The sequence below is a fragment of the Mycobacterium cookii genome (assembly GCF_010727945.1).
GTDB lineage: Bacteria > Actinomycetota > Actinomycetes > Mycobacteriales > Mycobacteriaceae > Mycobacterium > Mycobacterium cookii.
Map to the genome: position 1 here is coordinate 3,467,991 of NZ_AP022569.1, position 23,604 is coordinate 3,491,594.

Genomic DNA, 23,604 nt, shown 5'->3' on the forward strand with positions numbered 1-23,604 from the left:
ATTTTGATCAGTCGACGTGTTTCTCGCCCTACTCCACGGGTACATCTCCGATGACCACGTCGGTGCACGAAGCGCGCCCACCAGCCCCCGGGTGAGTTCTGACGCGGAGCAGACTGACCGGCACAGGCGGAAACGCCACTGAAGGAGACCCAAATGAAGGCCGTCACCTGGCACGGTAAACGCGACGTCCGCGTCGAGACCGTGCCCGATCCGAAAATCGAAGAACCGACCGATGCGATCATCGAGGTGACCTCGACCAACATCTGCGGATCCGACCTGCATCTCTACGAAACGCTCGGCGCATTCATGACCGCCGGCGACATCCTCGGCCACGAACCGATGGGCATTGTCCGCGAAGTGGGCGATGCCGTGACCAACCTTGCGGTCGGCGACCGCGTCGTGATCCCGTTCCAAATCTCTTGTGGCAGTTGCTTTATGTGCAATCAGCAGCTGTTCACCCAGTGTGAGACCACGCAGGTCCGCGACCAGGGCATGGGTGCAGCGCTGTTCGGCTATTCCCAGCTTTACGGCGAGGTGCCCGGCGGACAGGCCGAACTACTACGGGTGCCCCAGGCGCACTTCACCCACATCAAGGTTCCCGACGGCCCCCCGGACTCGCGGTTCGTCTACCTGTCCGACGTACTGCCCACCGCCTGGCAGTCAGTGGCCTACGCCGGCCTTCCCGAGGGCGGCTCGGTCACCGTGCTCGGCCTGGGTCCGATCGGCGACATGGCCGCCCGGATCGCCACCCATTTGGGCTACCGTGTGATCGCCGTCGACCGGGTGCCCGAGCGCCTCGCCCGCGCGGCAGGCCGCGGCGTTGAGGTTCTCAACCTCGATAACGGCAGCGACCTCGGCGACACCATCCGCGCGATGACCGATGGGCGCGGCACCGACGCCGTCATCGACGCGGTAGGGATGGAAGCGCACGGATCGCCGGTGGCCAAACTCGCGCAGCAAGTCACCGGCCTGCTACCCGACGCCGTCGCCCAGCCTATGATGCAAAAAGCCGGGCTGGACCGCCTCGACGCGTTCTACGCAGCGATCGACATCGTGCGCCGCGGCGGCACCATTTCCCTGATCGGTGTTTATGGAGGTATGGCCGACCCCCTGCCGATGCTCACCTTGTTCGACAAACAGATTCGGCTGCGGATGGGGCAGGCCAACGTCAAGAAATGGGTCGACGACATCATGCCGCTGCTCACTGACGACGACCCGCTCGGCGTCGACACCTTTGCCACCCACACCCTGCCGCTGGACCAGGCACCGCACGGCTATGACATTTTCCAGAAAAAGCAGGACGGTGCCGTCAAGGTCATCCTCACGCCCTGATCCGGGCCGGCCCACACTACGATCGCGGTTCATGACGGAAGGACCGGTGTCGGGGCAAGCACAGGCGGGCGAGGTTCCCCCGCTCGATGTCGTCGGCTCCGGAGTCCTGCCCCCGGTCGCTGACCGAGTGCGCCGACTTTTTTGGCTGCTCGAGCGGTCGGCACCCTTTCTTGGATCGCGGTGGGCGGTCGAGTTGTGGTGCACCCCACCGGTTCTCGAGTCGAGTCTGCGCATGCCGCCGGGTGTGTCGCCGGGCAGGCCGATTGAAGCGTATTGGGATGGGCACCGAGTCGCCGGTGAGGAATGGGGCGAGGGGCCGCCGATATATCTGGTACACGGTTGGGGCGGCCAGCGCGCGCACTTGGCGGTGTTCGTCAAACCGCTGGTGGAGGCGGGGTATCGGGTCGTTGCGTTCGACCTGCCCAGCCATAACGAATCCGATCCGGGCGCGCTCGCGCCCGGGCGTACCACGGCCACTGAGTGCGCCGACGCGATCGCGGCCATGATCGAGACCCATGGACGCGCCTACGCGGTGGTGGCGCACTCGCTCGGTGCGAACGCGACTGCGTTGGCGGCGGCGCAGGGCGCACCCGTAGGGCGCCTGGTCTTCTTAGCGCCCATGGGTGATTTTCCGCTCTACCTCGACCTGTTCGCCGCGCGCCACAACTTCGGCCGCCGGATCCTCGCGGGTCTGCACCGTCGTCTGGAAAAACGGATCGACATGCCGCTAGAAGAGACGAACATGACGCGGATCGGTCGACGAGCCAACTACCCGCCATTGCTTCTCATCCATGACCCCGACGACCCGGACAGCCCTTACGCTGCCAGTGAGCGACTGGCCACGTTATGGCAAGGCGCACGATTAGTGACCACGCGAGGTCTCGGCCGATTAGCTCATTACCGAATCCTGCGCCACCGCCCCGCTATTCAGGCCGGGGTCGAGTTCATCGGACAACACGCAGCGGGAACGAGATCCACAGAGCAACCCAGCACGACGTAGCACCGGTCGAGCAACTGGACGAAATTTCGTCGGCATCGAATCCGTCGATCGGGGTTCCTTCACGTGGTGGTGAGTGACACGGGCGGTGTAGGAGGTCGGCCTGACAACTTGAACGCGTGATCTGTGGCTCACGCAGTGGACACGGCACTCCGCACTTTCCTACGGTTCAGTCTGTGACCGGCGAGCAATCGGAAGGGGACGACTGGACCGGGCATACCCGCGGATCCGCGGCCTACGGGCGGTTGCTCGCCGCGCTATTCTGCGCCGGCGTCGCAACATTCGCGCAGCTGTACTCGCCCCAGGCCGTGTTGCCGTTGATCTCGACGGGTCTCGGCGTCGGAGCGGCGAAAGCCGCCTTGGTCGTCTCCGCGTCGACAGTGGGCCTGGCGATCGGCGTCATCCCCTGGTCGGCGTTGGCCGACCGCATTGGCCGAGTGAAGGCGATCACCATCTCGGTCAGTGTCGCCACGCTGGTGGGGATGTTGGTGCCGTTCAGCCCGGCGTTCTCGCTACTTCTCGCGGGCCGATTCGTCGAGGGTCTGATGGTCGGCGGTGTGCCGGCCATCGCGGTGGCGTACCTGACCGAAGAGGTCGATCCGGTGCACGCCGCCCGGGCGGCCGGCATCTTCGTCGGTGGAACGACAATCGGCGGACTGCTTGGACGTCTGGTTTCCGGACCCGTTGCCGAGGTCGCCGGCTGGCGTGTCGGTGTCTTCACGGTCGCGGTGATCTGCGGGATGGCGGCGATGGGCTTCGTCAAGCTTGCACCCGATCCGCGCGGATTTGTTCCGGCATCGCGCCTCGACGCCAATCCCGAAGGCAGCCTTGGCCATCGGCTTGTACTCAACATGCGCACACCGCGCCAGTTGGTGCTGTTCGCACAGGGATTCCTCCTGATGGGCGGATTCGTCGCGCTGTACAACTTCTTGGGCTTCCACCTGCTGGGCGCACCCTTCAACCTCGCGCCCTCGGTGGTGAACCTGATATTCGTGGCCTATCTGGCCGGCACCTGGGCATCATCACGGGCGGGCGCCGAGGCCGCCCGGCTCGGCCGCAAGCATGTTCTCTTGGCCGCAGTGGTGGCCATGATGATCGGTGTCGCAATGACTCTCAGCGACAACGTGATCACCGTTCTTGGCGGACTGCTGGTCGCGACGGCCGGTTTCTTTGGCGCACACTCGACCGCGTCCGGCTGGACCGGCCAAACGCCGGTCGGCAAGGCGCAAGCTTCGTCGCTGTACAACCTGTTCTACTACGGCGGTTCGAGCGCTATTGGATGGCTGGGAGGGGTGGCGTTCGACGCCCGCGGCTGGACAGCGGTTGCCGCCATGATCCTGGCGTGCACCGCTGTCGCGGGGGCACTCGCGGCGCTGTTTCTGCACAACGATTAGTTGGTCGCTACGAGTTGCATTCCGTCGCGGCCGATTTCGCCGCAAGTAGCTGTCGAGCCCGCAGGACGACGCGAACAGATTAACGGTGTAGCGCGATGTCATCTTCGGTATGCGGCGACACGAGGGCCACCCGTCACGAGGCACGAGGCGACGACGAGCCACCGAGGGGCACTCCGTGGATAATGGGCCGGACGAGACCGCGTGAGGGGATTGGCAGTTGCGATGACGATCACGACGCTGGGGGTGCCGTCGGTGCCGCATCGGATCGACGGTGCGCCATCGTCGCATGCCCCCGCCACCGGCCCTCTGGTGGACAGCTACGGGCGGATCGCGACCGACCTGCGGGTGTCGCTGACCGACCGCTGCAATCTGCGCTGCACGTATTGCATGCCCGCCGTCGGCCTGCCGTGGTTGGGGGCCGAGCAGCTGCTCCGGACCGACGAGATCGTTAGGCTGCTCGGCATCGCCGTGACGCGGCTGGGCATCACCAAGGTGCGCTTCACCGGCGGAGAACCGTTGCTGGCCAAGCACTTAGAGGACGTGGTGGCATTTACTGCGACGCTGCAGCCGCGACCCGAAATCACGCTGACCACCAACGGCGTTCTGTTGGCCGAACGTGCGGCGTCCCTGGCGCGGGCCGGGTTGAATCGGGTGAACGTGTCGCTGGACAGCGTCGACGAAACGAGTTTCGCGGCGATCAGCCGCCGCCACCGGCTGGCCGACGTGCTGTCCGGCTTGGAGGCCGCCGACAGGGCGGGTCTGCGGCCGGTGAAGGTGAATGCCGTGCTGGACCCGCGTACCGGCCTGGACGACGTGGTTCCGCTAATGCGCTACTGCCTGCGCCACGACTTCCAGCTGCGCATCATCGAGCAGATGCCGCTGGATGCCGGTCACCAATGGCGGCGTGCGGACGCGGTGACGGCAGGCGACGTGCTGGCCCAGTTGCGCCGTCACGGCTTCGCGCTGGAGCCTGATCCCGTGGCGCGCGGCGCGTCACCGGCTGAGCTGTGGCGCATCACCGACACCGCGACGGGCTCGACGGGGATGGTGGGTCTCATCGCGTCGGTGTCGCACCCGTTCTGCTCGACCTGTAATCGTGTCCGGCTGACCGCCGATGGGCAGCTGCGCAGCTGTTTGTTCGCCAACGAGGAGACCGATCTTCGGGGACTGTTGCGCGGCGACGCGAACGACGCCGCAGTCGAGGCCGCCTGGCGGACAGCGATGTGGGGGAAGCCGGCGGGCCACGGCATCAACGACCCGGACTTCGTCCAGCCGCGTCGCCCGATGAGCGCGATCGGCGGTTGACGTGACGAGCGAAATCGGCATCACGGTCAGGTATTTCGCGGCAGCACGCGCTGCCGTAGGATCCGACTCCGAGCAGCTGACCATGCGGTCGGGCGCCACGGTCGACGATCTTGTGACCGGGTTGGGTGACCGCGACGGGGATTTGGCACGGGTGCTTTCGCAGTGCTCGTTCCTGCTGGACGGGATAGCGGTTCTGGACCGCGGCCAATCGCTGACGGCCGGCGACACCGTCGACGTCCTCCCCCCGTTTGCCGGCGGCTAGGTCAAGCGCAGTTGACCCACTCGTCGGTGCCGTCGGCGAAGAACTGCCGCTTCCACACCGGCAGCCGTGCCTTGATCGCGTCGACCAGGTCCGCGCAGGTGGAGAACGCCGCTTGGCGATGGTCGGCGGCGACCGCAACCACCAGCGCGGCCTCGCCGATCTCCAGCACACCGACCCGGTGACTCGCAGCAACCGCACGCACCCCGGCGGATTGTCCGGCGACCTCGGCCACCACCGCGGCAAGAACGTCGGGCGCCGACGGGTGGGCCGAGTATTCCAGCCGGAGCACCTCGCGTCCGTGGTCGTGGTCGCGGATCATCCCGACAAACCCGACCACGGCCCCCGCGGCCGGATGGCTCACCAGGTCTTGGTGCTCGGCGAGCACAATCGGTTGATCCGTCAGCACGGCACGCACTACCAGCGTCATCGCCACCCACTATATTGACGAACACCATGCGGTCTGTTGAGGAACATCAACGCATTGTCGCCGAGCTGATCACGGCCCGACCCGCCCGCACGCTCGCGCTCGCCGATGCCGAGGGTCTTGTGCTGGCCGAGGACGTGACAGCGACCCTCGACTTGCCGGTCTTCGACAACTCCGCGATGGATGGTTACGCAGTGCGCGCCGAGGACGTCGTCGCGGCCACAGCTGCGTCACCCGTGAAACTGACTGTGGCCGAGGATATTCCGGCCGGCTGCAGCGACATTCTAATCCTCGAGCCAAAGACGGCGCATCGGATCATGACCGGCGCGCCGATCCCGGACGGGGCGACCGCGGTGGTGGCCGTGGAGGCAACCGACGGGCGAACCGACGTCGTGAGCATCACCGCGCCCAGCGCCGAGGGCGGCTATATCCGCCGCGCCGGCGAGGATGTCACCACAGGCGCCACGGTGCTACGGGCCGGTCAGGTCGTCACGCCGGCCGTGATCGGGCTGGCCGCGGCGTTGGGATTGCCTGTGCTGACCGTGATTCCGCGTCAACGGGTGCTGGTGATTTCGACCGGCTCTGAGTTGGTGGACCCGGGTAAACCGTTGCGGCCCGGCCAGATCTACGAGTCCAACGCCGTCATGCTGGCCGCCGCGATCCGCGAGGCCGGCGCCGAGGTGGTCGCCGTGGCGACTGCGAGCGACGACGTCGCGGAGTTCACCGCGTTGCTGGACCGCTACGCCGCCGAGTCGGATCTGATCATCACCAGCGGCGGCGTCAGCGCCGGCGCCTACGAAGTCGTCAAGGACGCATTCGGCCGAACCGGTGATCAGGGCGTCGAATTCGCCAAGGTGGCGATGCAGCCGGGCATGCCGCAGGGCGCAGGGCGGGTGGCCGGCAAACCCATCGTCACGGTGCCCGGCAACCCGGTCAGCGTGCTGGTGTCCTTCGAGGTGTTCATCCGCCCGCCGCTGCGCTCCGCCATGAGGCTGCCCGATGCGGAGCGGCCGCGCCGGTCCGCGGTGTTGACCGAGACACTGACCGCGCCGGCCGGCAAACGGCAGTTTCGTCGCGGCATCTTCGATGACGCCGCGGGCACTGTAGCGAGTCAGGGCCCACCGGGGTCGCACCACCTGCGGTGGCTGGCGTCGTCGAACTGCCTGCTGGACTTCCCGGTCGACGTCACCCAGATACCGGCCGGCGATCACATCGAGATCTGGGACCTGCGCTAGACACCTGACAGAATGACACCCGTGGCTGAATCCGGTCCGCTCTCGCACATCGACGATCACGGTGCGGCTCGCATGGTCGACGTCACCGACAAGACGCCCTCGCACCGCACCGCGGTTGCCGCGGGCACGCTTCGCACCACCGCGGAGGTGGTGCAGTTGATCTCGACGGGTGGACTGGCCAAAGGTGACGCGCTGGCCACCGCGCGCGTCGCGGGGATTCTGGCGGCCAAACGCACCAGCGAGCTCATCCCGCTATGCCACCAGCTGGAATTAACCGGCGTCGAAGTCGAATTCACCATCGGCGAAACAGATGTCGACATCACCGCGACGGTGCGCAGCACCGATCGCACCGGGGTTGAGATGGAGGCACTGACCGCGGTGAGTGTGGCGGCGCTGACGCTCTACGACATGGTCAAAGCGGTGGATCCGGCGGCGCGCATCGACGACGTCAGGGTGTTGCGCAAGGACGGCGGCCGCCACGGGTCGTGGGTGCGATGACGGTACGCCGGTCTGCGCGTGTCATCGTCGCGTCGACTCGCGCATCGGCCGGGGCCTACGAGGACCGGTGCGGGCCGCTGATAGTCGAATGGATTGAACGGCAAGGGTTCTCGTCGACTGAACCAGTCGTGGTCAGCGATGGTGACCCGGTCGGCGACGCGTTGCGTGCGGCGATCGCCGATGGTGTCGACCTGGTGATCACCTCCGGCGGAACCGGCATCTCGCCGACGGACGCCACCCCCGCGCAGACGGCGGCATTGCTCGACTACGAAATCCCGGGCCTGGCCGACGCGATCCGGCGGTCCGGCCTGCCGAAGGTTCCGACGTCGGTGCTGTCCCGCGGTGTCTGCGGGGTGGCCGGGCGCACGCTGGTGGTCAACTTGCCGGGGTCACCGGGTGGTGTGCGCGACGGCCTGGGGGTGCTCACCGACGTGCTTGCCCATGCTCTCGACCAGATCGCGGGCCACGACCACCGGCCTTAAGCGGCAGTGCGGTTGGCGCGCCTCAACCCGATAGCGCGGACCAGCCACCAGACCGCCAGCGCGCCCACCAGGGCGACGGCCAGGTTGCTCAGGAAGCCGACGATGCCGACCGCGACCGCCAGCGCCCAATGCGCGAGGTGGCGTAGGTCTTTCAGCAGCGTGATGTGCAACAGGCCGGCGACCATCAGCAGACCCGCCAGGATGGGCACCGGAAAGCCGGACAGCGCCGTGGTCATCGTCGCCCCCAACGCCAGCGCGAGCGCGATCACCACACCGCCGAGCATGACCGGTGCGCCGCCGCTGCGGGCGCCGAAGGCGCGGTGTGCGGTCATGCCGCCGGCGCCGTGGCACACCGGCATTCCGCTGATGCCACCGGCGAACAGGTTGGCTACGCCGATCGTGATGGCCAGCCGCCCGGGACGAACCCGGTAGGCGGCATCCCCGAAGTATGTGCGCGCGGTGTCGGCGGTGGCCAGACACGAATTGGCGAAGGACAACGGCACCTGGGGGAGCACCAATGCGACTGCAGCCGCGGCGAATGCGGCCCGGCTCAGATGCGGGGTATGCACCGCCGACGGACCGAACGTCACCGAACCGTGAAACGTCAGCGCCATCGCGACCACGGCCACGAGAACGAGGAGCAGGGCGATCTCGCGATGCCGAAAGACCAACGCCACCAGGATGACGACAAGCGTGGCACCCGCCAGCCACCAGAATGAATGTCGATGATCGGCAAAGGCTTTGGGTGTCGCGGACACCAGCCGCCACGCCAGCTGGCAAAAGAGCAGCCCCACGGACAGCTGAATGCCGCGGATGATCGGATGCGGGAACACTTTCGCGACCCGATCCAACAGCCCCGACGCGCCGAGCACGACAAAAATCATCCCCATCAGCAGCGCGCCCGCGGCGATGTCGTCGGCGCCGAAGCCATGTGCGATCGCGATCGCACCGAATGCCTTCAGCGGTTGGACCGGCACCGGAAGTCGATAGACCAGGCCGGCGACGACATACAACAGTCCGGCCGGCAACAGCACCGCGGTCGGAGTCAGGCCGTTCTTCACGATCAACGCCACGGCAATCGGCACCAGGACACCGAGATCACCTACGGCTCCGGCACATTCGGCCCAGTCGAACCGGAACGACTTCACCGGCTCCAACTGCGGCGCAGTCGTGCTCACCATGCCGACACTCTAATTCAGCGCACGTCGTTTGCACGAGATGCCCGCCGGATGGATGCGGCTTGACCGGTTTCGAAGCAGTACGAAATCGCTTGTGAGAGATAGTATTGTGCCCAATCATCACGGCGAGTAGGGTTAGCGTCCCAAAGCGCAGGAAGTCCCAACCCAACGTAAGGGGAACGCCGTGCGACAACCTGAGCTAACCAGTCTCATCGGCCTGCGAGACAGCGACGGGGACCGGCTCCTTCTCCTCCGCGTGGATCGGCCGGACGGGACCCGCGGCTACATGCTGAGGGTTGGAACGGGAAAAGTGTTCCTGACTGCCGGCGATCTGAAAGGCCTGAGCAGCGTCATTCGGTACGAGCTGGTGTCGGCGAACCAGTTCCGACTCCTCGGTCGGCTGATCTGGCTCCTGATCTTGTGCGCAACGGTGTGGTTCCTGACATCGGAAGTCACCGGGCCGTTGTTTGCGTACCCCTGGTCGAACTGAGCAGGGAATCTCCTCGCAGCGCCGCGAGCTTAGAGCTGCCAGTCGTTCGAGCCGTCGTGCCTTGAGTAGGTGCCGCCCCCGGAGTTGACCACCACGATGGGATCGCCGGCGTTGAAGTTGTCGAAGAACCATTTCGCGTTGGTCGGGCTGATGTTGATGCAGCCATGACTGACGTCGCGCTTGCCCTGGTCATCCACCGACCAGGGAGCGCTGTGGACGAAGTCGCCGCTGTCGTCGAACCGGACGGCCAGCTCGACCGTCGTCTTGTAGCCGTACGTCGAGCTGACCGGAACGCCGTAGGTCGAGGAATCCATCACGACCGTCGGCAGCTTCTCTTGCACGTAGTAGGTGCCGTTCGGGGTCTGGTGGCCGCCGGACGCCATTCCCATCGACATGGGAATGGTCTTCTCCACGGCCCCGTTGCGGGTGACGGTCAGCTGGTGTGTGGCGTCGTCGGCCGTGGCCACCAGGGTGTCGCCGGTTTGGAAGTTGGAGACTGTGCCACCCGCGTCGACGGTCACGGCGGTGTGCGCGGGCCAGAAGCTCAGCGGGCGCCACCGCAGCTGCGTGGGCTTCATCCAGTAGAACTTGCCGGGAACCGGCGGGACCGACGAGATGTGGACGGCGTTTTCGGCTGCACCGGCATCGTCGACGAGCCCCGGGAAGTTGATGATGATCGGCTGGCCCACACCCACCGTCGCGCCGTTGGCAGGAACGAGTCTCGGCGGCCCGAAAGGTGCCGTGCCGGTGAACGGTGTCGGGTCCTGCCCCGGACCGGGACCCCCTGGATCGCCGGGAGGCGGATCCGCCAGCGCCGTACCTGCGCCCAGCATCAGCACCCAGCCGAATACCGAAACCACCCCGACTGCCCGTAGAGCGGCGGAAAGGCTTGCTCTCGTCCAGCCCGACATATATGTCCCTCCAGTCGCTTCGTCGAGACAGTCTTCCACAGCGCCCAAGCCGACTAGTTCTTTGTCGCGTGGCGCCGCGATCGAGCGGCTGGTGCGCGGTGGGGTGCTACTGCCTCGGCGCCACGGCGGTCTGCGCGTCGTGGCGGGTCGTGAGGAGGAATTGATTGGGGACGGAGAGCTTGAGGACGGTCCGGACCGTCTGCAGATACTGCCGGGTCAGCGATCCGGTGGCGTAAGGCAGGTCGTACTTCTCGCACAAAGCTCTGATGCGCGTCGACATTGCGGCATAACGGTTGCTGGGCAGGTCCGGGAACAGGTGGTGTTCGATCTGGTAGCACAGGTTGCCACTCATGAATGCCAGCAGCGGCCCCGCGCGGAAGTTCGCCGACCCGAGCATCTGCCGGAGATACCAGTCGGGCTTCGTCTCGCCATCCAGCACATCGGGAGTGAACTTTTCGGCTCCGTCGGGAAAGTGGCCACAGAAGATGACCAGATACGTCCAAAGATTGCGAGCCACGTTGGCGGTGAAGTTTGCCGCCATCGTACGTCGCCAGCCCCGCCAGCTGAGTAGCGGAAAGACGAGGTAATCCTTGCCGGTTTGGCGGGCGATCTTGCGGTATAAGGCTTTCGTCTGCAGCGACTTCGCTGCATCTGTTGTGACACGGGCTCGTTCGGAGTGCAGGCCATGGCGTGCGATGCCCCATTCGAAACCTATGGCCAACACCAGCATTCGCAGTAACTGCACTAGATGACCCGGATTCCAGGGCTGATCGCGGGTTACCCGCAGGACGCCGAATCCGAGATCGTCATCCACGCCGACGACGTTGGCGAACATGTGATGGCGGTAATTGTGGGAGTAGCGCCACTGCGACGAAACTCCCGCCATGTCCCATTCCCAGGTGGTGGAGTGGATCTCGGGGTCATTCATCCAATCCCATTGACCGTGGCCGATGTTGTGCCCGAGTTCCATGTTCTCGATGCTCTTCGCGACGGCGAGCATCGCCGTGCCCAGAATCCAGCCAAGGCGCTTCCTGCTTGCCCATAACACGAGTCGGCTACCCGCCGCCAACGCCCGCTGCAGCCGGATTGCCTGAAGTATGTAGTGCGCGTCTCGCTCGCCCCTCGACTCCTCGATATCGGCCCTGATTGCGTCGAGCTCGCGACTCAATTCCTCGACGTCGGCCTGGGTGAGGTGGGCGTAAGCCCTGATGTCGGTAATCGCCACGGCCATTCCTCTAGATGTCGTCCCTTAGCTGGCGATTGGGCAGGACCGCTTCGGAAGCGCAGCGACCATGTCGTCCGGGACCTTCGGCGCACCAGGTTTCGCGCACGGCATACACAGCGACCTCCGTGAGCATCAAGGCTCAATCTGGGCGGTGCTGTTGCGCGTTCCGTGCCGCGGACTCAGATCAGGCGGCGGCAGCGGTCCCAGGCCGGCTGTGTTGTCAGCACTCTCCAGAAAACGCCCCGAACGCCAAGTTGTCAATCGCTGCGGACAAGCGACTACCCTACGCATCGACACATTTCTCGCCTCCCATGGGGACCGAAATCCAAACCGGCCGTAATGATTTCAGTGTGGGCGCGACCACCGCTGCCACCGCCCGGCCGGAGCCCCTGCGGAGACGCGAGCGCTAATCGGGCGGCTCGTCTTCCGACACCCGGACGGGAGCAGCGTCTTCCCTGTCGCTGGGTTTGCCGGGAACACCCTCCGCTTCGCGTTCATTGGCAACCTTCTCATCGAGGTCATCGACGATGCTCTTCAGCTCGTCAGCCCGACTGAGCGGGTCTTCATTTACGGGTTCCGTCATATCGCTTCCGTTCATCTGCCAGGCCCCCTCAAGGCGAACAATGGCGCGGTATACCCTTCCGCGCACGTTGGTAACCCGTCGACCACGTCCTCGACGACGCTGCCTGCTGCGGCGGCGAAACAGCGGTGCCTGCCGTCCACACGATGGGACCCGCCGTCCGTTTCCCGACGGAATTGCCGGGGTACCACCTGTGCCGTGACTTCCCTATGGCTCAGCGACCGCGTCGAACAGCCTTGGGCTGCAACTGACCTTGACGCGGATCCACAACGTGCCGATATCGTCGTCGTCGGTGCGGGGATCACCGGATTGATGACCGCGGTTCTGTTTGCTCGCGCCGGCAAGGACGTGTTGGTGTTGGAGGCGCGCACGGTCGGCGCCTGCGCCACCGGGAATACCACCGGAAAGGTCAGTTTGCTGCAGGGCAGCCACCTTTCGAAGATCCTGTCCAAGCACGGCAGAAGCGTGACGCGTGCCTACGTAGACGGGAATCGCGAAGGGCAGAGTTGGCTGCTCAATTACTGTGCATCGCAAGGTGTAGCGGTACAGCGTGAGGATGCGTATACCTATGCGCAGTCCAGCGATGGCGTGTCGTCCGTGCGCGCCGAGCTGAACGCATGCCACGCGGCGGGCTTACCTGCAACATGGGAAGACGACGCCGACGTCCCGTTTCCCTATCAGGGTGGCGTGCGCCTGGCCGGGCAGGCGCAATTTGATCCGATGTCGTTGTTGGACGCATTGGTCGTTGAGCTGCTCGGCCACGGTGGACGGTTGGTCGAACACGCCCGTGTCCGCCGGGTCTCGAGCCACGGTAAGCGGCTTCGCGTCCACGTCAACAACGCGGCACACGAGGATGTGGAATTCGAAGCCGAGCAATTGGTTCTCGCCACCGGGATTCCCATACTCGACCGCGGCGGCTATTTCGCCCGCGTCAAGCCGAGCCGGTCTTACTGCTTCGCCTTTGAAGTCCCCGGCAATATCACCCGTCCGATGATGATTTCGACCGACTCGCCCACTCGGTCGGTGCGCTACGCGCCCGTTGCCGACGGGGAGCGCTTGATCTTGGGCGGCGCGGGCCACACCGTCGGCCGCGAGAAGAGCCCCTCGGTAGCGCTGGAGGAACTGTCGGCGTGGGCGCGCACACACTACCCGGGAGCAAACCAAACCCATTTCTGGTCAGCACAGGACTACACGCCGATCGATGATCTGCCTTATGTTGGCCCCATCCTGCCGGGCAGCGAAAGCATCTACGTTGCAACGGGTTTCAACAAATGGGGCATGACGAACGGTGCCGCTGCTGCGCTGGCGCTGTCGAGCCGCGTGCTCGGCGGGCGGATGGATTGGTCGAGTGCGTTCGCGAGCTGGAGCCCGCATGAAATTTTCGGCCTGCGCACAGCGATGAAATCCAACCTGGAGGTCGGATTCACTCTGACGAGAGGGTGGATCACGCCGTCGACTCGTTTGGGCCGTCGGAACCCCAACGAGGACGAGGGCGGTGTCGTGAGCGGCCCCCCTTGGCGTCTCGAAGCCCGATGCCGGGTCGACGGTGCCGAGCACCGCGTCTCGCCCGTGTGCCCGCACCTTGGCGGAATCGTGAACTGGAACGACGCCGACAAGGCCTGGGAATGCCCATTGCACGGATCGCGCTTCGCCCCGGACGGCACCCTCCTCGAAGGGCCGGCGACACAGGACCTCACTGCCGAACGGCGCCAGCGCTGATTGCGACTGCCCGAGTGAGCAACGTCATTATCGGGTAAAGGCTGTGGATGGCTACGAAAACAGGTGCTCCAGCGGTGCTATTCGACGTCGACGGAACGTTGGTCGACTCGAACTACCTGCATGTGTACGCCTGGCAGCGAGCTTTCGCCGAGCAAAACGTTCCCGTCGACGCCTGGCGCATCCATCGCAGTATCGGGATGGATGGATCGACACTGGTGAACGACCTGTCCGGTGGCGTCGACAGCGAAATGCAGGAGCGGCTATCGGAATTGCATGGCCAGCACTACCGCGACGTCGCGGGCTTTTTGCGACCGCTGCCCGGCGCGCGGGCGTTGCTGCGTCACGTAACCGAGCTCGGGCTCCAAGTGGTGCTCGCGAGCTCGGCGCCCGAAAGTGAGCTCGCGCTGCTGCGCGAAGTGCTGGACTGCGACGACGTGGTGGCTCACGTCACGAACTCAGGCGATGTCGACACGGCGAAGCCGCAGCCGGACATCGTGGAGGTCGCGCTTGAGCGAGCCGGTGTCACCGCCGAACAAGCGGTGTTCATCGGAGATGCCGTCTGGGACGTCGAGGCGTGCGTTCGTGCCGAAGTACCGTGCATCGGTGTGCTCACCGGCGGCGCCGGGCGTGACGAGCTTCGACATGCCGGGGCCATCGACGTCTTCGAAGACCCCCGCGAGTTGCTTGACAAGATCAGCGAGACGCGGCTGATGGAACTGGCGACGTCGCCATCACGGATGTAAGTTCCACTGGCCGCAGTCTTGGGCCAGAACGTCGTTGACGTCGACTTCCTGCCCCCCGACTATGGGTCCCGGAGTCGACGCCGTGCTCACGATGCGCTGGTAAAGAACCGCGGCAGGGTCGACCTGGCCGTGCGACCACGACCGCGTCTGCCAGGCCCACCGGTGCCCGGCCGTGCGCGAATTCCCGATGACGCCATCGGCGGCGGCCCACTGGCAGACGTTGATACCCCCGTAGACGCCGGTGCGCTGCACTCCGAGCACCGAGTTGATTCCGCGAAACCATTGCAGCGCAACGTTGTTCCAGGTGTCGCGGTTGATGTCGTCGTCGACGGTGAAGAAGATCGGCGCACTCTGGCCGCCACCTGCAGCGGTGTGCAGCTGCCAGGCGGTGTGAGCGTCGGCGACGCCGCCGTTGAATCCGCGGGTGAAGTCCGACGGTGCTGAGCCACCCGGCTTGCCGTATTGGTAGTTGCTGACGATCACCAGCCCAGCGGCAGTGAGCGATTCGGCGTAGGGGCGGGTGATCGGCTTGGCACCGAACGACGAGCCGGGACGCGACAGCGAGACGTAGTTGACCACGCCGGAGTGCCCCGCGGCCCGGATGTCCTGGGCCGGAATCTGGTGCATGGCGAAGTCGATCAGGGTAGGAGCGGCCGCCGCAGCGGGGGTGGCCGCACTTACCGATGCCGCACCCAGTCCGGCCAACGCCGACAGAGCGGCGGCGGAGCGCAGTGCGTCACGTCGGGAAACCGGACGTGACAGCCGGACGCTGGCAGTCGCCGACGAGTCATGCACCGCGTGATGTTAACAATGTGACTGCTGTTAATGGTGTAGCCTCGCTGGCCGAGTTCGATTCGATACCCCGCCGATCCATCGACGGCCGTAGGGCGGCTCGATCCGCCGCTTCGTGGCGCGGGATGTCGGCATCCGAGCCGTGCTTCACTTCGGCAGGTCACGGCTGCATCACAATGAGGTCGTAATGCGGTCACGGCGTTCCGTGGCATTTGTGGCGAATCCCAATGAATAGGCCCCGGATTTGTCGTGCAACGCACACAAAACTGCCTATTGATCCGGCCCGATACCTCCAGATGGGTTTGCGTACTGAGATTTTCGCACCTCGGTGCCCATGCCGCTTCGGTACGTTGGAATCAGGGACGAGCAGTGTTCCCGCCGTCAATTCAGATCGAATCGAAGGACAACCCTGATGATGAAAATTAGTGGCCCTCGCGCGCGCCGACGCATCGCCGGTATCGGCGCAGGCCTTCTCGGCGGAGCCGTGGGAATTGGAATCTTAGCGGCACCGCCTGTGTTCGCGGCACCTGACTGCAGCCCGGCCGGCGTGAATACGACCGTGTCCTCGGCGACCGACGCGGCGCAGCACTATCTCGCCGCGCACCCTGGCGCCAACCAGGTCGTGATGAATGCCTATGGCCAGCCTCGCCCCCAGGCGGAAGCTGATTTGCGCAGCTATTTCACCGCGCATGCCAGTGAGTACTACGACCTGCGCGGTGTTTTGGCCCCGATCGGCGACACCGAACGGCAGTGCAATGTGACTGCGCTGCCGCCGAATCTAGAGTCGGCCTATCAGGAGTTCATGACTGGCTGATGCGCCCCGGAACGACCTGCCCCGACGTGGCGGCAGGTCGTTCCTTCAGGGCGCAACACGGTGCCTCGTGTGCGACCATCGCTGAGCCGCAGCGTAATTCGCGCCCTTGCGGCGGGTCTCGCCTAGCCAACAGACCTAACTCGGCGATGATATCGGAGACATCAACGGTCGGTATCAATTGCGGCTCTTGTAAAGATTATTCGGTGTCAATGGATCGATGCCGACTACGCTCGGGACGTGGCGAAACGTGGCGACTGGTCGGTGGGCCAACGGGTACGGGTGAAAGCCGTCGACGGTCAACAGCGCGCCGGCGTCATCGTTGAGGACTTCGGCGATACGCCCGGCCGAGCGGTGACCGTCGGCGACGTCCGGATCGCTGAACCCAGCCGGCGATGGGCGGTGCAGCTCGACGCCGGTGGCCTGGTCTTCGCCGACAGTGTGGACCTCGACAACGCAAAGTGAGCTGATCCGCAGCCTTTCAGCGCGCGAATATACGGGCCGCGACCGTCGGCAACTCGGCGTAAGTCACGATTCCCGGGCGCGCCGCGCATACCGCCGGAATGGCATTGACCAGCGGAGCGGCGGTGATACGAAGTCCGATGCCGCGCATCCGGTCAGCAGTCAAGTCGGCGAGATCTGCTGCGGTTGGCATCAGGTCGACCTTCACGTAGACATTCGGATCCCCGACGATCTCCACCCGGTAACCATGTTCGATCCGCCATGGCGGCTCCAATGTCTGGCAGGCAACCCAGCGTTGCTGCACCGTGAGGACCTCTTGGTCGCCGACAGTGCCGTACCATTTCACGTCCATGCCACCGACATGCCCGGCCAGGATCGAAACTCCGTCAGCGACAACGTCTTCGGTGGCATAGGCGAACGCAACGTCGCACCCGATCTTCTCGAGGTCGACATGCATCATGCGGGCGAGAACGTCGACGGCTTCTGCGAACACCGCCGTCCCGCGGCGGACATCGTCGGCGTGCCCGGGATCGTCTTTCGGGCGACCCCAGCCGACGGACTGGAAGTTCGCGTCCCCGATAAACTGTGAGACGTCGACGGATTCGGTCAGCGACGCGTGGCGAACATCGGTGGAAACCCCGCTTGCTATCGCCGCCACCAACTGTGCGAAGCCCGGGTTCATCCCACTACCGAAAATCGTTGCGCCGCCGTCCTTTGCCGCGCCGTCGACGGCGGCCCGATCGCCCTCGGACAGGTTCCGCCCGGTCAGGAACTCCGCACTGGTGACGATGTTGACGCCGGCCCGCAGGATGCGTTGCACCTCGTCGACGCCGAAATGCAGCGGCGTATAGATGACGCAGTCGGGATGGAGCGCCAGCAGCGCGTCGACGTTATTGGTGGCGCAGACCCCTAGATCCCGACCGATGTCGCACAACCGCCCGATGTCCACGCCGACTTTGTCGGCCGAATACGCATACGCCCCAACGAGTTCGATATCGGGGCGCCGCATTATCGCCTTGACCACCTCGACGGCGACATTGCCGGTGGTCCACTGGACGACGCGCAGCTCGTCAGCCATCCGAATCGGACGCTTCAAGGTAGGCCACGATCGCGTTGGTCAGCCCGCGCCGCGCCATGTCCAGATCGAAGTAGCTACCGATCTGACGCTCTGAGGTAATCCCGCGCATCGCACCCGGTATGAATGTCGCCACTTCCCGCACTCGTGCGGGATCGACGCGCAATCCGGCGAAGGCGTTTTGACACGTCGCCAGCCACCCCCGTCCCCAGGACTGGAGCTCGGCCGCTGTGCGCGGGTAGAGGCGTTCGAGTTCGGAAGGGTCGCGGGGCAGCGCGGCACGCAGGTTTTCGATCGCCTTGGAGTCGGTCGCCGTCAACCCGTCGTAGAGGGTGTCGATGATGTCCGCGACGCGTTGCCGCAATGGCGCCGAAGCATCGGTCTGTTCGAAGACATCGGCTCGGTGCTCGGCGGTGCGGTGCAGCACAGCGGCCCACAAGCCGTCGGCGTCGCCGAACTGGTACTGGACGACACCCCAGGTGGCGCCGATCTGCTTGGCAATCCGGTTGGCCGACACCGCGCCGGGATCGCCGGTAGCCAGGGCCTTCAGGGCGGCTTCCAACATGTTCTCCCGGCTGGCATCGCCGCGCCGGTTGGTGCGCTGCGGCGCAACGCCCGCGTCGGTCATCCTGCCGATGCTACAAGATACACAGAACCTTCTATGATTTTTTCATTGATCCCACTATGCTTTCCGGTTGAACGTCTTCCCGTGCGCCACTCCCGAGGAGTTCAGATGGCGAAACCGCCGCTGTCGATGAAGCCGACCGGCTGGTTCCAGATCGCGTGGTCCGATGAGATCGCCGTCGGCGACGTGCACAAGGTGCACTACTTCGGCCAAGAGATGGTGGCCTGGCGGGCGCAGTCGGGACGGCTGACGGTGATGGACGCCTATTGCGAACATCTCGGCGCCCATCTGGGTTTCGGCGGTCACGTCGCGGGCGAAGTCATCGAGTGCGCGTTCCACGGTTGGCGGTGGAGCCACGAAGGCCGAAACGTCTGCATTCCCTACGAGAAACGGCCCAACCGTGGACGCAAGATGCGCACCTATCCGGTGGTCGAGCGCAACGAATCGGTCTACATCTGGCACGACGTCGACGGCCGTGAGCCGCTGTTCGACGTTCCTGACGTCTTCACGAGCTTCGAAGACGGCAGCAGTCTCGCGGACTACTACCCTCGGCAGAGCCTGTATGAGCCGGGATTGGAACTGCACCCGCAATACGTGCTGGAGAACGGCGTTGACGTCGCTCACTTCAAATTCGTGCACAAGACGCCGATCGTGCCGGTGTTCACGCGGCACGATTTTTCACAGCCGGTGTCCTATGTCGACTTCACCATCACCTTCGAGGGTGACGAGAATCAATCGATCGACGACGTCGACAGCGGCGTGGAGGCCATCAACGGCGGCCTGGGCATTGCGGTGACGAAGAGTTCCGGCATGGTCGACAACCGGACCATCTCGGCGGTCACGCCGGTCGACGAGCACACCTCGGATGTCCGGTTCACCGTGTACATCGGCCGCACTCCCGGCAAGGACGCCCCGCGGCACGAGATGAAGGCGCAGGAGTTCGGCCAAGAGGTGATCCGGCAGTTCCGGCAAGACATCGAGATCTGGTCGCATCAACGCTATTCGGACCCGCCGGCTTTATCGTCCTCGGAGTTCGAAGGTTTCACCGCAATTCGCGAGTGGGCTCGCCAGTTCTACCCCGACGGCCGGGGCGGCAGCGCCGCCGACCTGCATTCCGCGACCACCGAAGCCCGCTGACACGGCAACCCCAACCGAAAGGCCGATCGAATGAATGCTCCCGTCCGCGTCTTCCAGGTAGCCACCGGCAACGTGGGCTCCGAGATGATCAAGCGCCTCGGCAACCGCACCGATCTGGAACTCGTTGGGCTGCACTGCTATTCGCCGGAGAAGATCGGCCGTGACGCCGGCGACATCGTCGGGCTGCCGGCGATCGGGGTAACAGCCACCGGGACCGTCGACGAGATCATCGCGGCCAAGCCCGATGTGCTCACGTTCCACGGCGTCTTTCCCGACGAGGACCTCTACGTGAAAGTCCTTGAGGCCGGGATCAATATCGTCACGACAGCCGACTGGATCACCGGCTGGCACCGCGACACGAACCACCCCCACCCGTCCGGCAAGCCGGTGTCACAACTGCTGGCCGAAGCCTGTGACAACGGTCAGTCCAGCTTCTACGGCACCGGTATGAACCCCGGCCTGAACCAGATCCTCGGCATCGTGTGCTCCGCCGACGTCGCCGAGATCGAGCACGTCATGACCCTCGAATCGGTCGACGTGTCCTGTCACCACAGCAAGGACACCTGGATCGAGGTCGGCTATGGCCTGCCGGTGGACGACCCGAGCATCCCGGGCAGGCTGGAGAAGTACACCCGCGTCTTCGCCGACAGCGTGCTGATGATGGCCGACTGCTTCGACCTCGAACTCGACGAGGTGAAGTTCAGCTACGAGCTCGGCGCGTGCACCAAAGACGTCGACCTGGGCTGGTACCAGATGCCCAAAGGCTCGCTGGGCGGTAACTACATCAAGTACCAGGGCATCGTCGACGGCGTGCCCAAGGTGGAGACGCACCTGGAATGGCAGATGACGCCGCACACCGATCCCAGTTGGAACATCAAGGGCTGCTACATCACTCAGATCCAGGGCGATCCGTGTGTCTACAACAAGCACATGATCTTCCCCAAGCCCGGCGTCGACCTGTCCAATCCGGACAACTTCGCCTCCATCGGCATGACCGTCACCGGCCTGCCGGCCCTCAACGCCATCAAGTCCGTCGTCGACGCACCGCCGGGACTTCTGACAAGCGCCGACCTGCCGCTGCGGGCGTTCGCAGGCCGATTCAAGGCCTAGCTACGCGAGGTGCCGAGCGCCCACATGCGGTGGGCCGTTTAGTCCGAGACTGAGAATTCCTTGTATCCGCCATTAACTTCGGATAAGAAGAGGTGCGGTGACGCGTGTCACGTCGGTTGACAGCAAGGGAGTGCGACTGTGAACGGACCCAAGATGCCCGCGAAAGTCGCCGTCGGGGCCATGATCGCCGGCGCGGCGAGTGCGTTGAGCATCCAAGCCGCCCACGCTGACGACACCCTGCTGCCCCTCGGCGATCCGCTGGCCGGGAGCGACACCGCGATCATCCTCGGCGGAACGACCGAGCCGACGCCGTCACTCGCCTTCGCGCAGGCCGCCGAGAATCTGTATCTGAACGCTCTGGGGTTCGACGGTGGCGCAATGTCCTCGACGGTGTGCGACATGGTCGGGACAGACCCGTGCGCGGCGCCGCTGCAGGTGCTGACGACGCCGGAACTGATCCAACAGGGCCCGAGCAGTCTGACCGCCGCCGACGACGTCACCCTTGCGGTGGAGAACGAATTCAACGCGAACCCAGGCGCTTTCGACGCCGAGCACCCGCTGACAATCTTCGGATACTCGCAAAGCGCCACCGCCGAGTCGATCGCCATGACCCAGCTTCACGATTACGGTATACCGCTGAACGACCTGCACTTCGTGTTCATCGGTGACCCCTCCCTCGAAGGCACCGGGATATGGCCCAATCTTGTTCCCGACCTGGACTCCATCTTCGGATCGACCCTGACGGACAAGCTACTCACCGACCTCGGCTTCGACGGCGTCCTGGGCAATCTGACGCCGACGGATCTGTACCCGACGACGATCTACACGCTCAACAGTGATGGGGTCGCCAACTTCCAGCAGGACTTTGAGTCCGGCGGACTGCTGAGCACGATCTCGCATCTGTTCATCCAGCACGTGGAGTACTTGGGATTGACTCCGGCAGAGCTCGCGAATGCGACCGTGTCGACGAATGGTGAACTGACGCTTGTCGATATCTCCGACAACATCAACAACGCTGACGCATGGCTCAGTGCAGTATTCGAGCACGGGGCCGCCGGCAGCGGACTGCTCGAGAGCGTATTCCAGTCTCTGGAGCTGTATCTGACCAACATGTTCTGACCCGGGTTGTGGGAAAGGCGGGGGCTTCCCGACTGCGAGGTGTCGGGAAGCCCCCGCCTTTGGCTTACTGGTTCGAGATGGTCGCGGTCGAGCCGTCCACCTTGGTGAGCGAAATGCTGAAGGGTTCGTTGTAGGTGTGGGCGCGGTCGCGCAGATAACTCAGGGCGACGGCCTCGCCGAACCTGATCGACTCCTCGGTGTCGCTGCGCCAATGGATTCCGGCGTGGATCCCGTGCCCGAAGCTGATGTTGTTGGCGAGTTTGTGCAGCTCGCCGTTGACAGTCAGCGCCGCCTCACCCGGCGGCGGGACGTACGCCGTTGTCGATTTCCCGTCGGATGCCGGGACCACCGGGTTGGTGATCGTGGCGCCGCCGTCGAAGAAGAATTTCAGCACCGTGATGCACGCGCCCGCGACCGTGCCATGTCCGGTCGGGTAGGCGGGATGCGTCGGGGATCCTTCGGGAAAGGCTTGCGACAGAAAGTAACTGTTGTTCGCGGCGAAGCTGCTGGCCACTGCCTGGGAATTGAGCACCGTGTCGCTGACGTGGCCTTGGATGGACCCGCCCTGGCCGGTCTTCTGGAGGTGGACGATCGCGCCGCCAGACTCCGGACGGTGACGCAGGTGCACCCACCACTTCTGGTACCAGACCGCCTTGAGTGCCTCGTTGGCAACGGCGGCCAGCGTGGCTGCGATGTCGGGTGGCCCGAACGTGGCGAAGCCATTTTGAGTCGTGTTGCCGACATAGGGGTTGCCGGGATTCAGCGGCACCGATCCGCCGTTGTTGATCGTGCTGAGCACCAGGTAGGCGATGAAGTATGCCTGGTAGAGCACGTCGCCGTGAGTGTAGGCGGCGAGTCCGCGACCATCGTGCAGGTACCGCGGCTGTGGGAGGTTGGTGAGGCTTTTACCGGTCGGCTGGCCGTTTTGCACTTGCAGGAATTCCGACGGGGAGAGCATGAAATCCGCGCCTGAGGTGGGGCCGGTGCTGGCTTTGTTCGTCTGGTACTTCTGCACGATCGGCAACGAGCCCAGCGCGGTCGGCTGCAGCAGGAATTGAGACATGTACGGCCCGGTCGTGTCGCCGGCGAAGACGCCGCGGAAAAGCAGTTGCGGGGTCACCTGACCGCTGGAGTCACGTGGTCCCGCGTAGCTGGGCATCGCCGACAGTTCGGCGGCGGCCTTGGCCACCGTGGGGTTGGACGGGTAATCGGTGAAGGCAACGTCGCGCAGCAGCGATGCCCAGTACAACTCGACCAACTCGGTTGCGTACGCCTCGCTCGCGAGCGCCGGCGCCGGCGGCACGGCGAATTGACTGGCGTCTTCGCAGTCGAGGTAGAAGGCCAGGCCACCCTGCGGGCCGTTCAGTGTGCGCGGACCGCCGAGGACGATCTTGTCGAAATCTTCTGGGGCACCGCTGCTCAACGCGTGTTTGAAGGAGCTGTACGCGGCGAGGTCGACCAGCCCGATCCCCTCCTGAAGTACGCCTTTGCTGTAGGTGCCGGATTTGTCGGCGTAGAGAGCTTCGTCGCCGTTGTCGATCTGGTTCGGGCTGGCAACAAACGAATCAGCTCCGGTGATCTGCGTGCGCAGTGCCAGCGACCGCGCGACGCGATCTTCGCTCGCGGGCACAAGTTGCTGATTCAGCGGGTCGGTGATCGTCATGATTGGACTCCTTTTGGACAGTACGTCGGCATTTT

Annotated in this window: 25 protein-coding genes; 16 read left to right on the forward strand and 9 right to left on the reverse strand. The window is 64.8% G+C overall.

Translation table 11 applies throughout. The annotated features are described in order from the left end of the window. The first annotated feature begins 153 nt into the window (after positions 1–153). The 5 genes from G6N27_RS16330 to G6N27_RS16350 all read left to right on the forward strand — a co-directional run bounded on the left by G6N27_RS16330 (position 154) and on the right by G6N27_RS16350 (position 5,290). The gene (locus G6N27_RS16330) at positions 154–1,332 is read left to right on the forward strand and encodes a zinc-dependent alcohol dehydrogenase (RefSeq protein WP_163777648.1); all 1,179 of its coding nucleotides are present in this window, start codon (positions 154–156) and stop codon (positions 1,330–1,332) included. Positions 1,333–1,363: 31 nt separating this feature from the next. After that, positions 1,364–2,332, forward strand: a complete 969-nt coding sequence (locus tag G6N27_RS16335; RefSeq protein WP_163777650.1) for an alpha/beta fold hydrolase — start codon at positions 1,364–1,366, stop codon at positions 2,330–2,332. A 173-nt stretch (positions 2,333–2,505) separates the two neighbouring features. Beyond that, on the forward strand, positions 2,506–3,723 hold the full coding sequence (locus tag G6N27_RS16340) for an MFS transporter (RefSeq protein WP_163777653.1): 1,218 nt from the start codon (positions 2,506–2,508) through the stop codon (positions 3,721–3,723). 222 nt (positions 3,724–3,945) lie between these two features. After that, a complete protein-coding gene (gene moaA / locus G6N27_RS16345; RefSeq protein WP_163777656.1) occupies positions 3,946–5,028 on the forward strand; it encodes a GTP 3',8-cyclase MoaA in 1,083 nt (360 codons plus the stop codon). A 1-nt stretch (position 5,029) separates the two neighbouring features. Beyond that, a complete protein-coding gene (locus tag G6N27_RS16350) occupies positions 5,030–5,290 on the forward strand; it encodes a MoaD/ThiS family protein (RefSeq protein WP_163777659.1) in 261 nt (86 codons plus the stop codon). A 1-nt stretch (position 5,291) separates the two neighbouring features. On the opposite strand, the gene G6N27_RS16355 is transcribed toward G6N27_RS16350, so the two are convergent. Further along, positions 5,292–5,717, reverse strand: coding sequence for a molybdenum cofactor biosynthesis protein MoaE (locus tag G6N27_RS16355; protein ID WP_163777662.1), 426 nt, complete (start codon positions 5,715–5,717; stop codon positions 5,292–5,294). Between the two features lie 26 nt (positions 5,718–5,743). Between G6N27_RS16355 and moeA the strand changes: the two genes are divergently transcribed. Genes moeA through G6N27_RS16370 form a run of 3 tightly spaced genes read left to right on the forward strand, consistent with a single transcriptional unit; the run spans position 5,744 to position 7,929 of the window. Further along, positions 5,744–6,949 carry a molybdopterin molybdotransferase MoeA gene (gene moeA / locus G6N27_RS16360; protein ID WP_163777665.1) on the forward strand — a complete coding sequence of 402 codons (1,206 nt, stop codon included), beginning with the start codon at positions 5,744–5,746 and terminating at the stop codon, positions 6,947–6,949. Positions 6,950–6,961: 12 nt separating this feature from the next. Next, entirely contained in the window at positions 6,962–7,447 is a 486-nt protein-coding gene (moaC, locus tag G6N27_RS16365) for a cyclic pyranopterin monophosphate synthase MoaC (protein WP_163777669.1), read from the forward strand. Next, positions 7,444–7,929, forward strand: coding sequence for a MogA/MoaB family molybdenum cofactor biosynthesis protein (locus G6N27_RS16370; RefSeq protein ID WP_163777672.1), 486 nt, complete (start codon positions 7,444–7,446; stop codon positions 7,927–7,929). The genes moaC and G6N27_RS16370 overlap by 4 nt, the downstream gene beginning before the upstream one ends. Here the strand turns inward: G6N27_RS16370 and G6N27_RS16375 are convergent. After that, positions 7,926–9,110: a putative sulfate/molybdate transporter gene (locus G6N27_RS16375; RefSeq protein WP_163777676.1), complete on the reverse strand. Its 1,185-nt coding sequence runs from the start codon at positions 9,108–9,110 to the stop codon at positions 7,926–7,928. The two genes, G6N27_RS16370 and G6N27_RS16375, sit on opposite strands and share 4 nt — an antisense overlap. A 253-nt stretch (positions 9,111–9,363) precedes the next feature. On the opposite strand from G6N27_RS16375, the gene G6N27_RS16380 reads away from it, so the two are divergent. Then, positions 9,364–9,597: a hypothetical protein gene (locus G6N27_RS16380; protein ID WP_163777679.1), complete on the forward strand. Its 234-nt coding sequence runs from the start codon at positions 9,364–9,366 to the stop codon at positions 9,595–9,597. Positions 9,598–9,626: 29 nt separating this feature from the next. Here the strand turns inward: G6N27_RS16380 and G6N27_RS16385 are convergent, their stop codons facing one another. From G6N27_RS16385 to G6N27_RS25095, 3 genes are all read right to left on the reverse strand, one after another. After that, positions 9,627–10,508 carry a L,D-transpeptidase gene (locus G6N27_RS16385; protein ID WP_163777682.1) on the reverse strand — a complete coding sequence of 294 codons (882 nt, stop codon included), beginning with the start codon at positions 10,506–10,508 and terminating at the stop codon, positions 9,627–9,629. Positions 10,509–10,614: 106 nt separating this feature from the next. Then, a complete protein-coding gene (locus G6N27_RS16390) occupies positions 10,615–11,733 on the reverse strand; it encodes a fatty acid desaturase family protein (RefSeq protein ID WP_163777684.1) in 1,119 nt (372 codons plus the stop codon). 406 nt (positions 11,734–12,139) lie between these two features. After that, complete coding sequence (locus G6N27_RS25095) at positions 12,140–12,316, reverse strand: hypothetical protein (protein WP_170308175.1); 177 nt, start codon at positions 12,314–12,316, stop codon at positions 12,140–12,142. Between the two features lie 195 nt (positions 12,317–12,511). On the opposite strand from G6N27_RS25095, the gene G6N27_RS16395 reads away from it, so the two are divergent. Together G6N27_RS16395 and G6N27_RS16400 are read left to right on the forward strand one after the other, a co-directional pair. Continuing rightward, positions 12,512–14,032, forward strand: a complete 1,521-nt coding sequence (locus tag G6N27_RS16395) for an FAD-dependent oxidoreductase (protein ID WP_163777687.1) — start codon at positions 12,512–12,514, stop codon at positions 14,030–14,032. A 47-nt stretch (positions 14,033–14,079) separates the two neighbouring features. Next, a complete protein-coding gene (locus G6N27_RS16400; protein ID WP_163777690.1) occupies positions 14,080–14,775 on the forward strand; it encodes an HAD family hydrolase in 696 nt (231 codons plus the stop codon). Here the strand turns inward: G6N27_RS16400 and G6N27_RS16405 are convergent. Further along, positions 14,764–15,570, reverse strand: a complete 807-nt coding sequence (locus tag G6N27_RS16405) for a DUF1906 domain-containing protein (RefSeq protein WP_163777693.1) — start codon at positions 15,568–15,570, stop codon at positions 14,764–14,766. The genes G6N27_RS16400 and G6N27_RS16405 overlap by 12 nt on opposite strands. 412 nt (positions 15,571–15,982) lie before the next feature. Here G6N27_RS16405 and G6N27_RS16410 point away from each other — a divergent pair, with 412 nt between their 5' ends. Continuing rightward, positions 15,983–16,381, forward strand: coding sequence for a heme-binding protein (locus G6N27_RS16410; protein ID WP_163781898.1), 399 nt, complete (start codon positions 15,983–15,985; stop codon positions 16,379–16,381). A gap of 237 nt (positions 16,382–16,618) precedes the next feature. Further along, positions 16,619–16,843: a hypothetical protein gene (locus tag G6N27_RS16415; RefSeq protein WP_232064613.1), complete on the forward strand. Its 225-nt coding sequence runs from the start codon at positions 16,619–16,621 to the stop codon at positions 16,841–16,843. A 16-nt stretch (positions 16,844–16,859) separates the two neighbouring features. Here G6N27_RS16415 and G6N27_RS16420 read toward each other — a convergent pair whose 3' ends face one another. Together G6N27_RS16420 and G6N27_RS16425 are read right to left on the reverse strand one after the other, a co-directional pair. Further along, the gene (locus G6N27_RS16420) at positions 16,860–17,918 is read right to left on the reverse strand and encodes an NAD(P)H-dependent amine dehydrogenase family protein (RefSeq protein WP_163777697.1); all 1,059 of its coding nucleotides are present in this window, start codon (positions 17,916–17,918) and stop codon (positions 16,860–16,862) included. Continuing rightward, a complete protein-coding gene (locus G6N27_RS16425; RefSeq protein WP_163777700.1) occupies positions 17,911–18,543 on the reverse strand; it encodes a TetR/AcrR family transcriptional regulator in 633 nt (210 codons plus the stop codon). The genes G6N27_RS16420 and G6N27_RS16425 overlap by 8 nt, the downstream gene beginning before the upstream one ends. A gap of 105 nt (positions 18,544–18,648) precedes the next feature. Here G6N27_RS16425 and G6N27_RS16430 point away from each other — a divergent pair, with 105 nt between their 5' ends. The 3 genes from G6N27_RS16430 to G6N27_RS16440 all read left to right on the forward strand — a co-directional run bounded on the left by G6N27_RS16430 (position 18,649) and on the right by G6N27_RS16440 (position 21,906). Further along, the gene (locus G6N27_RS16430; RefSeq protein WP_163777703.1) at positions 18,649–19,677 is read left to right on the forward strand and encodes a Rieske 2Fe-2S domain-containing protein; all 1,029 of its coding nucleotides are present in this window, start codon (positions 18,649–18,651) and stop codon (positions 19,675–19,677) included. Between the two features lie 30 nt (positions 19,678–19,707). After that, positions 19,708–20,787 carry an NAD(P)H-dependent amine dehydrogenase family protein gene (locus tag G6N27_RS16435; protein WP_163777707.1) on the forward strand — a complete coding sequence of 360 codons (1,080 nt, stop codon included), beginning with the start codon at positions 19,708–19,710 and terminating at the stop codon, positions 20,785–20,787. Positions 20,788–20,925: 138 nt separating this feature from the next. Next, positions 20,926–21,906 carry a PE-PPE domain-containing protein gene (locus G6N27_RS16440; protein WP_232064614.1) on the forward strand — a complete coding sequence of 327 codons (981 nt, stop codon included), beginning with the start codon at positions 20,926–20,928 and terminating at the stop codon, positions 21,904–21,906. Between the two features lie 64 nt (positions 21,907–21,970). On the opposite strand, the gene G6N27_RS16445 is transcribed toward G6N27_RS16440, so the two are convergent. Continuing rightward, the gene (locus tag G6N27_RS16445; protein ID WP_163777711.1) at positions 21,971–23,569 is read right to left on the reverse strand and encodes a vanadium-dependent haloperoxidase; all 1,599 of its coding nucleotides are present in this window, start codon (positions 23,567–23,569) and stop codon (positions 21,971–21,973) included. Positions 23,570–23,604: the final 35 nt, after the last annotated feature.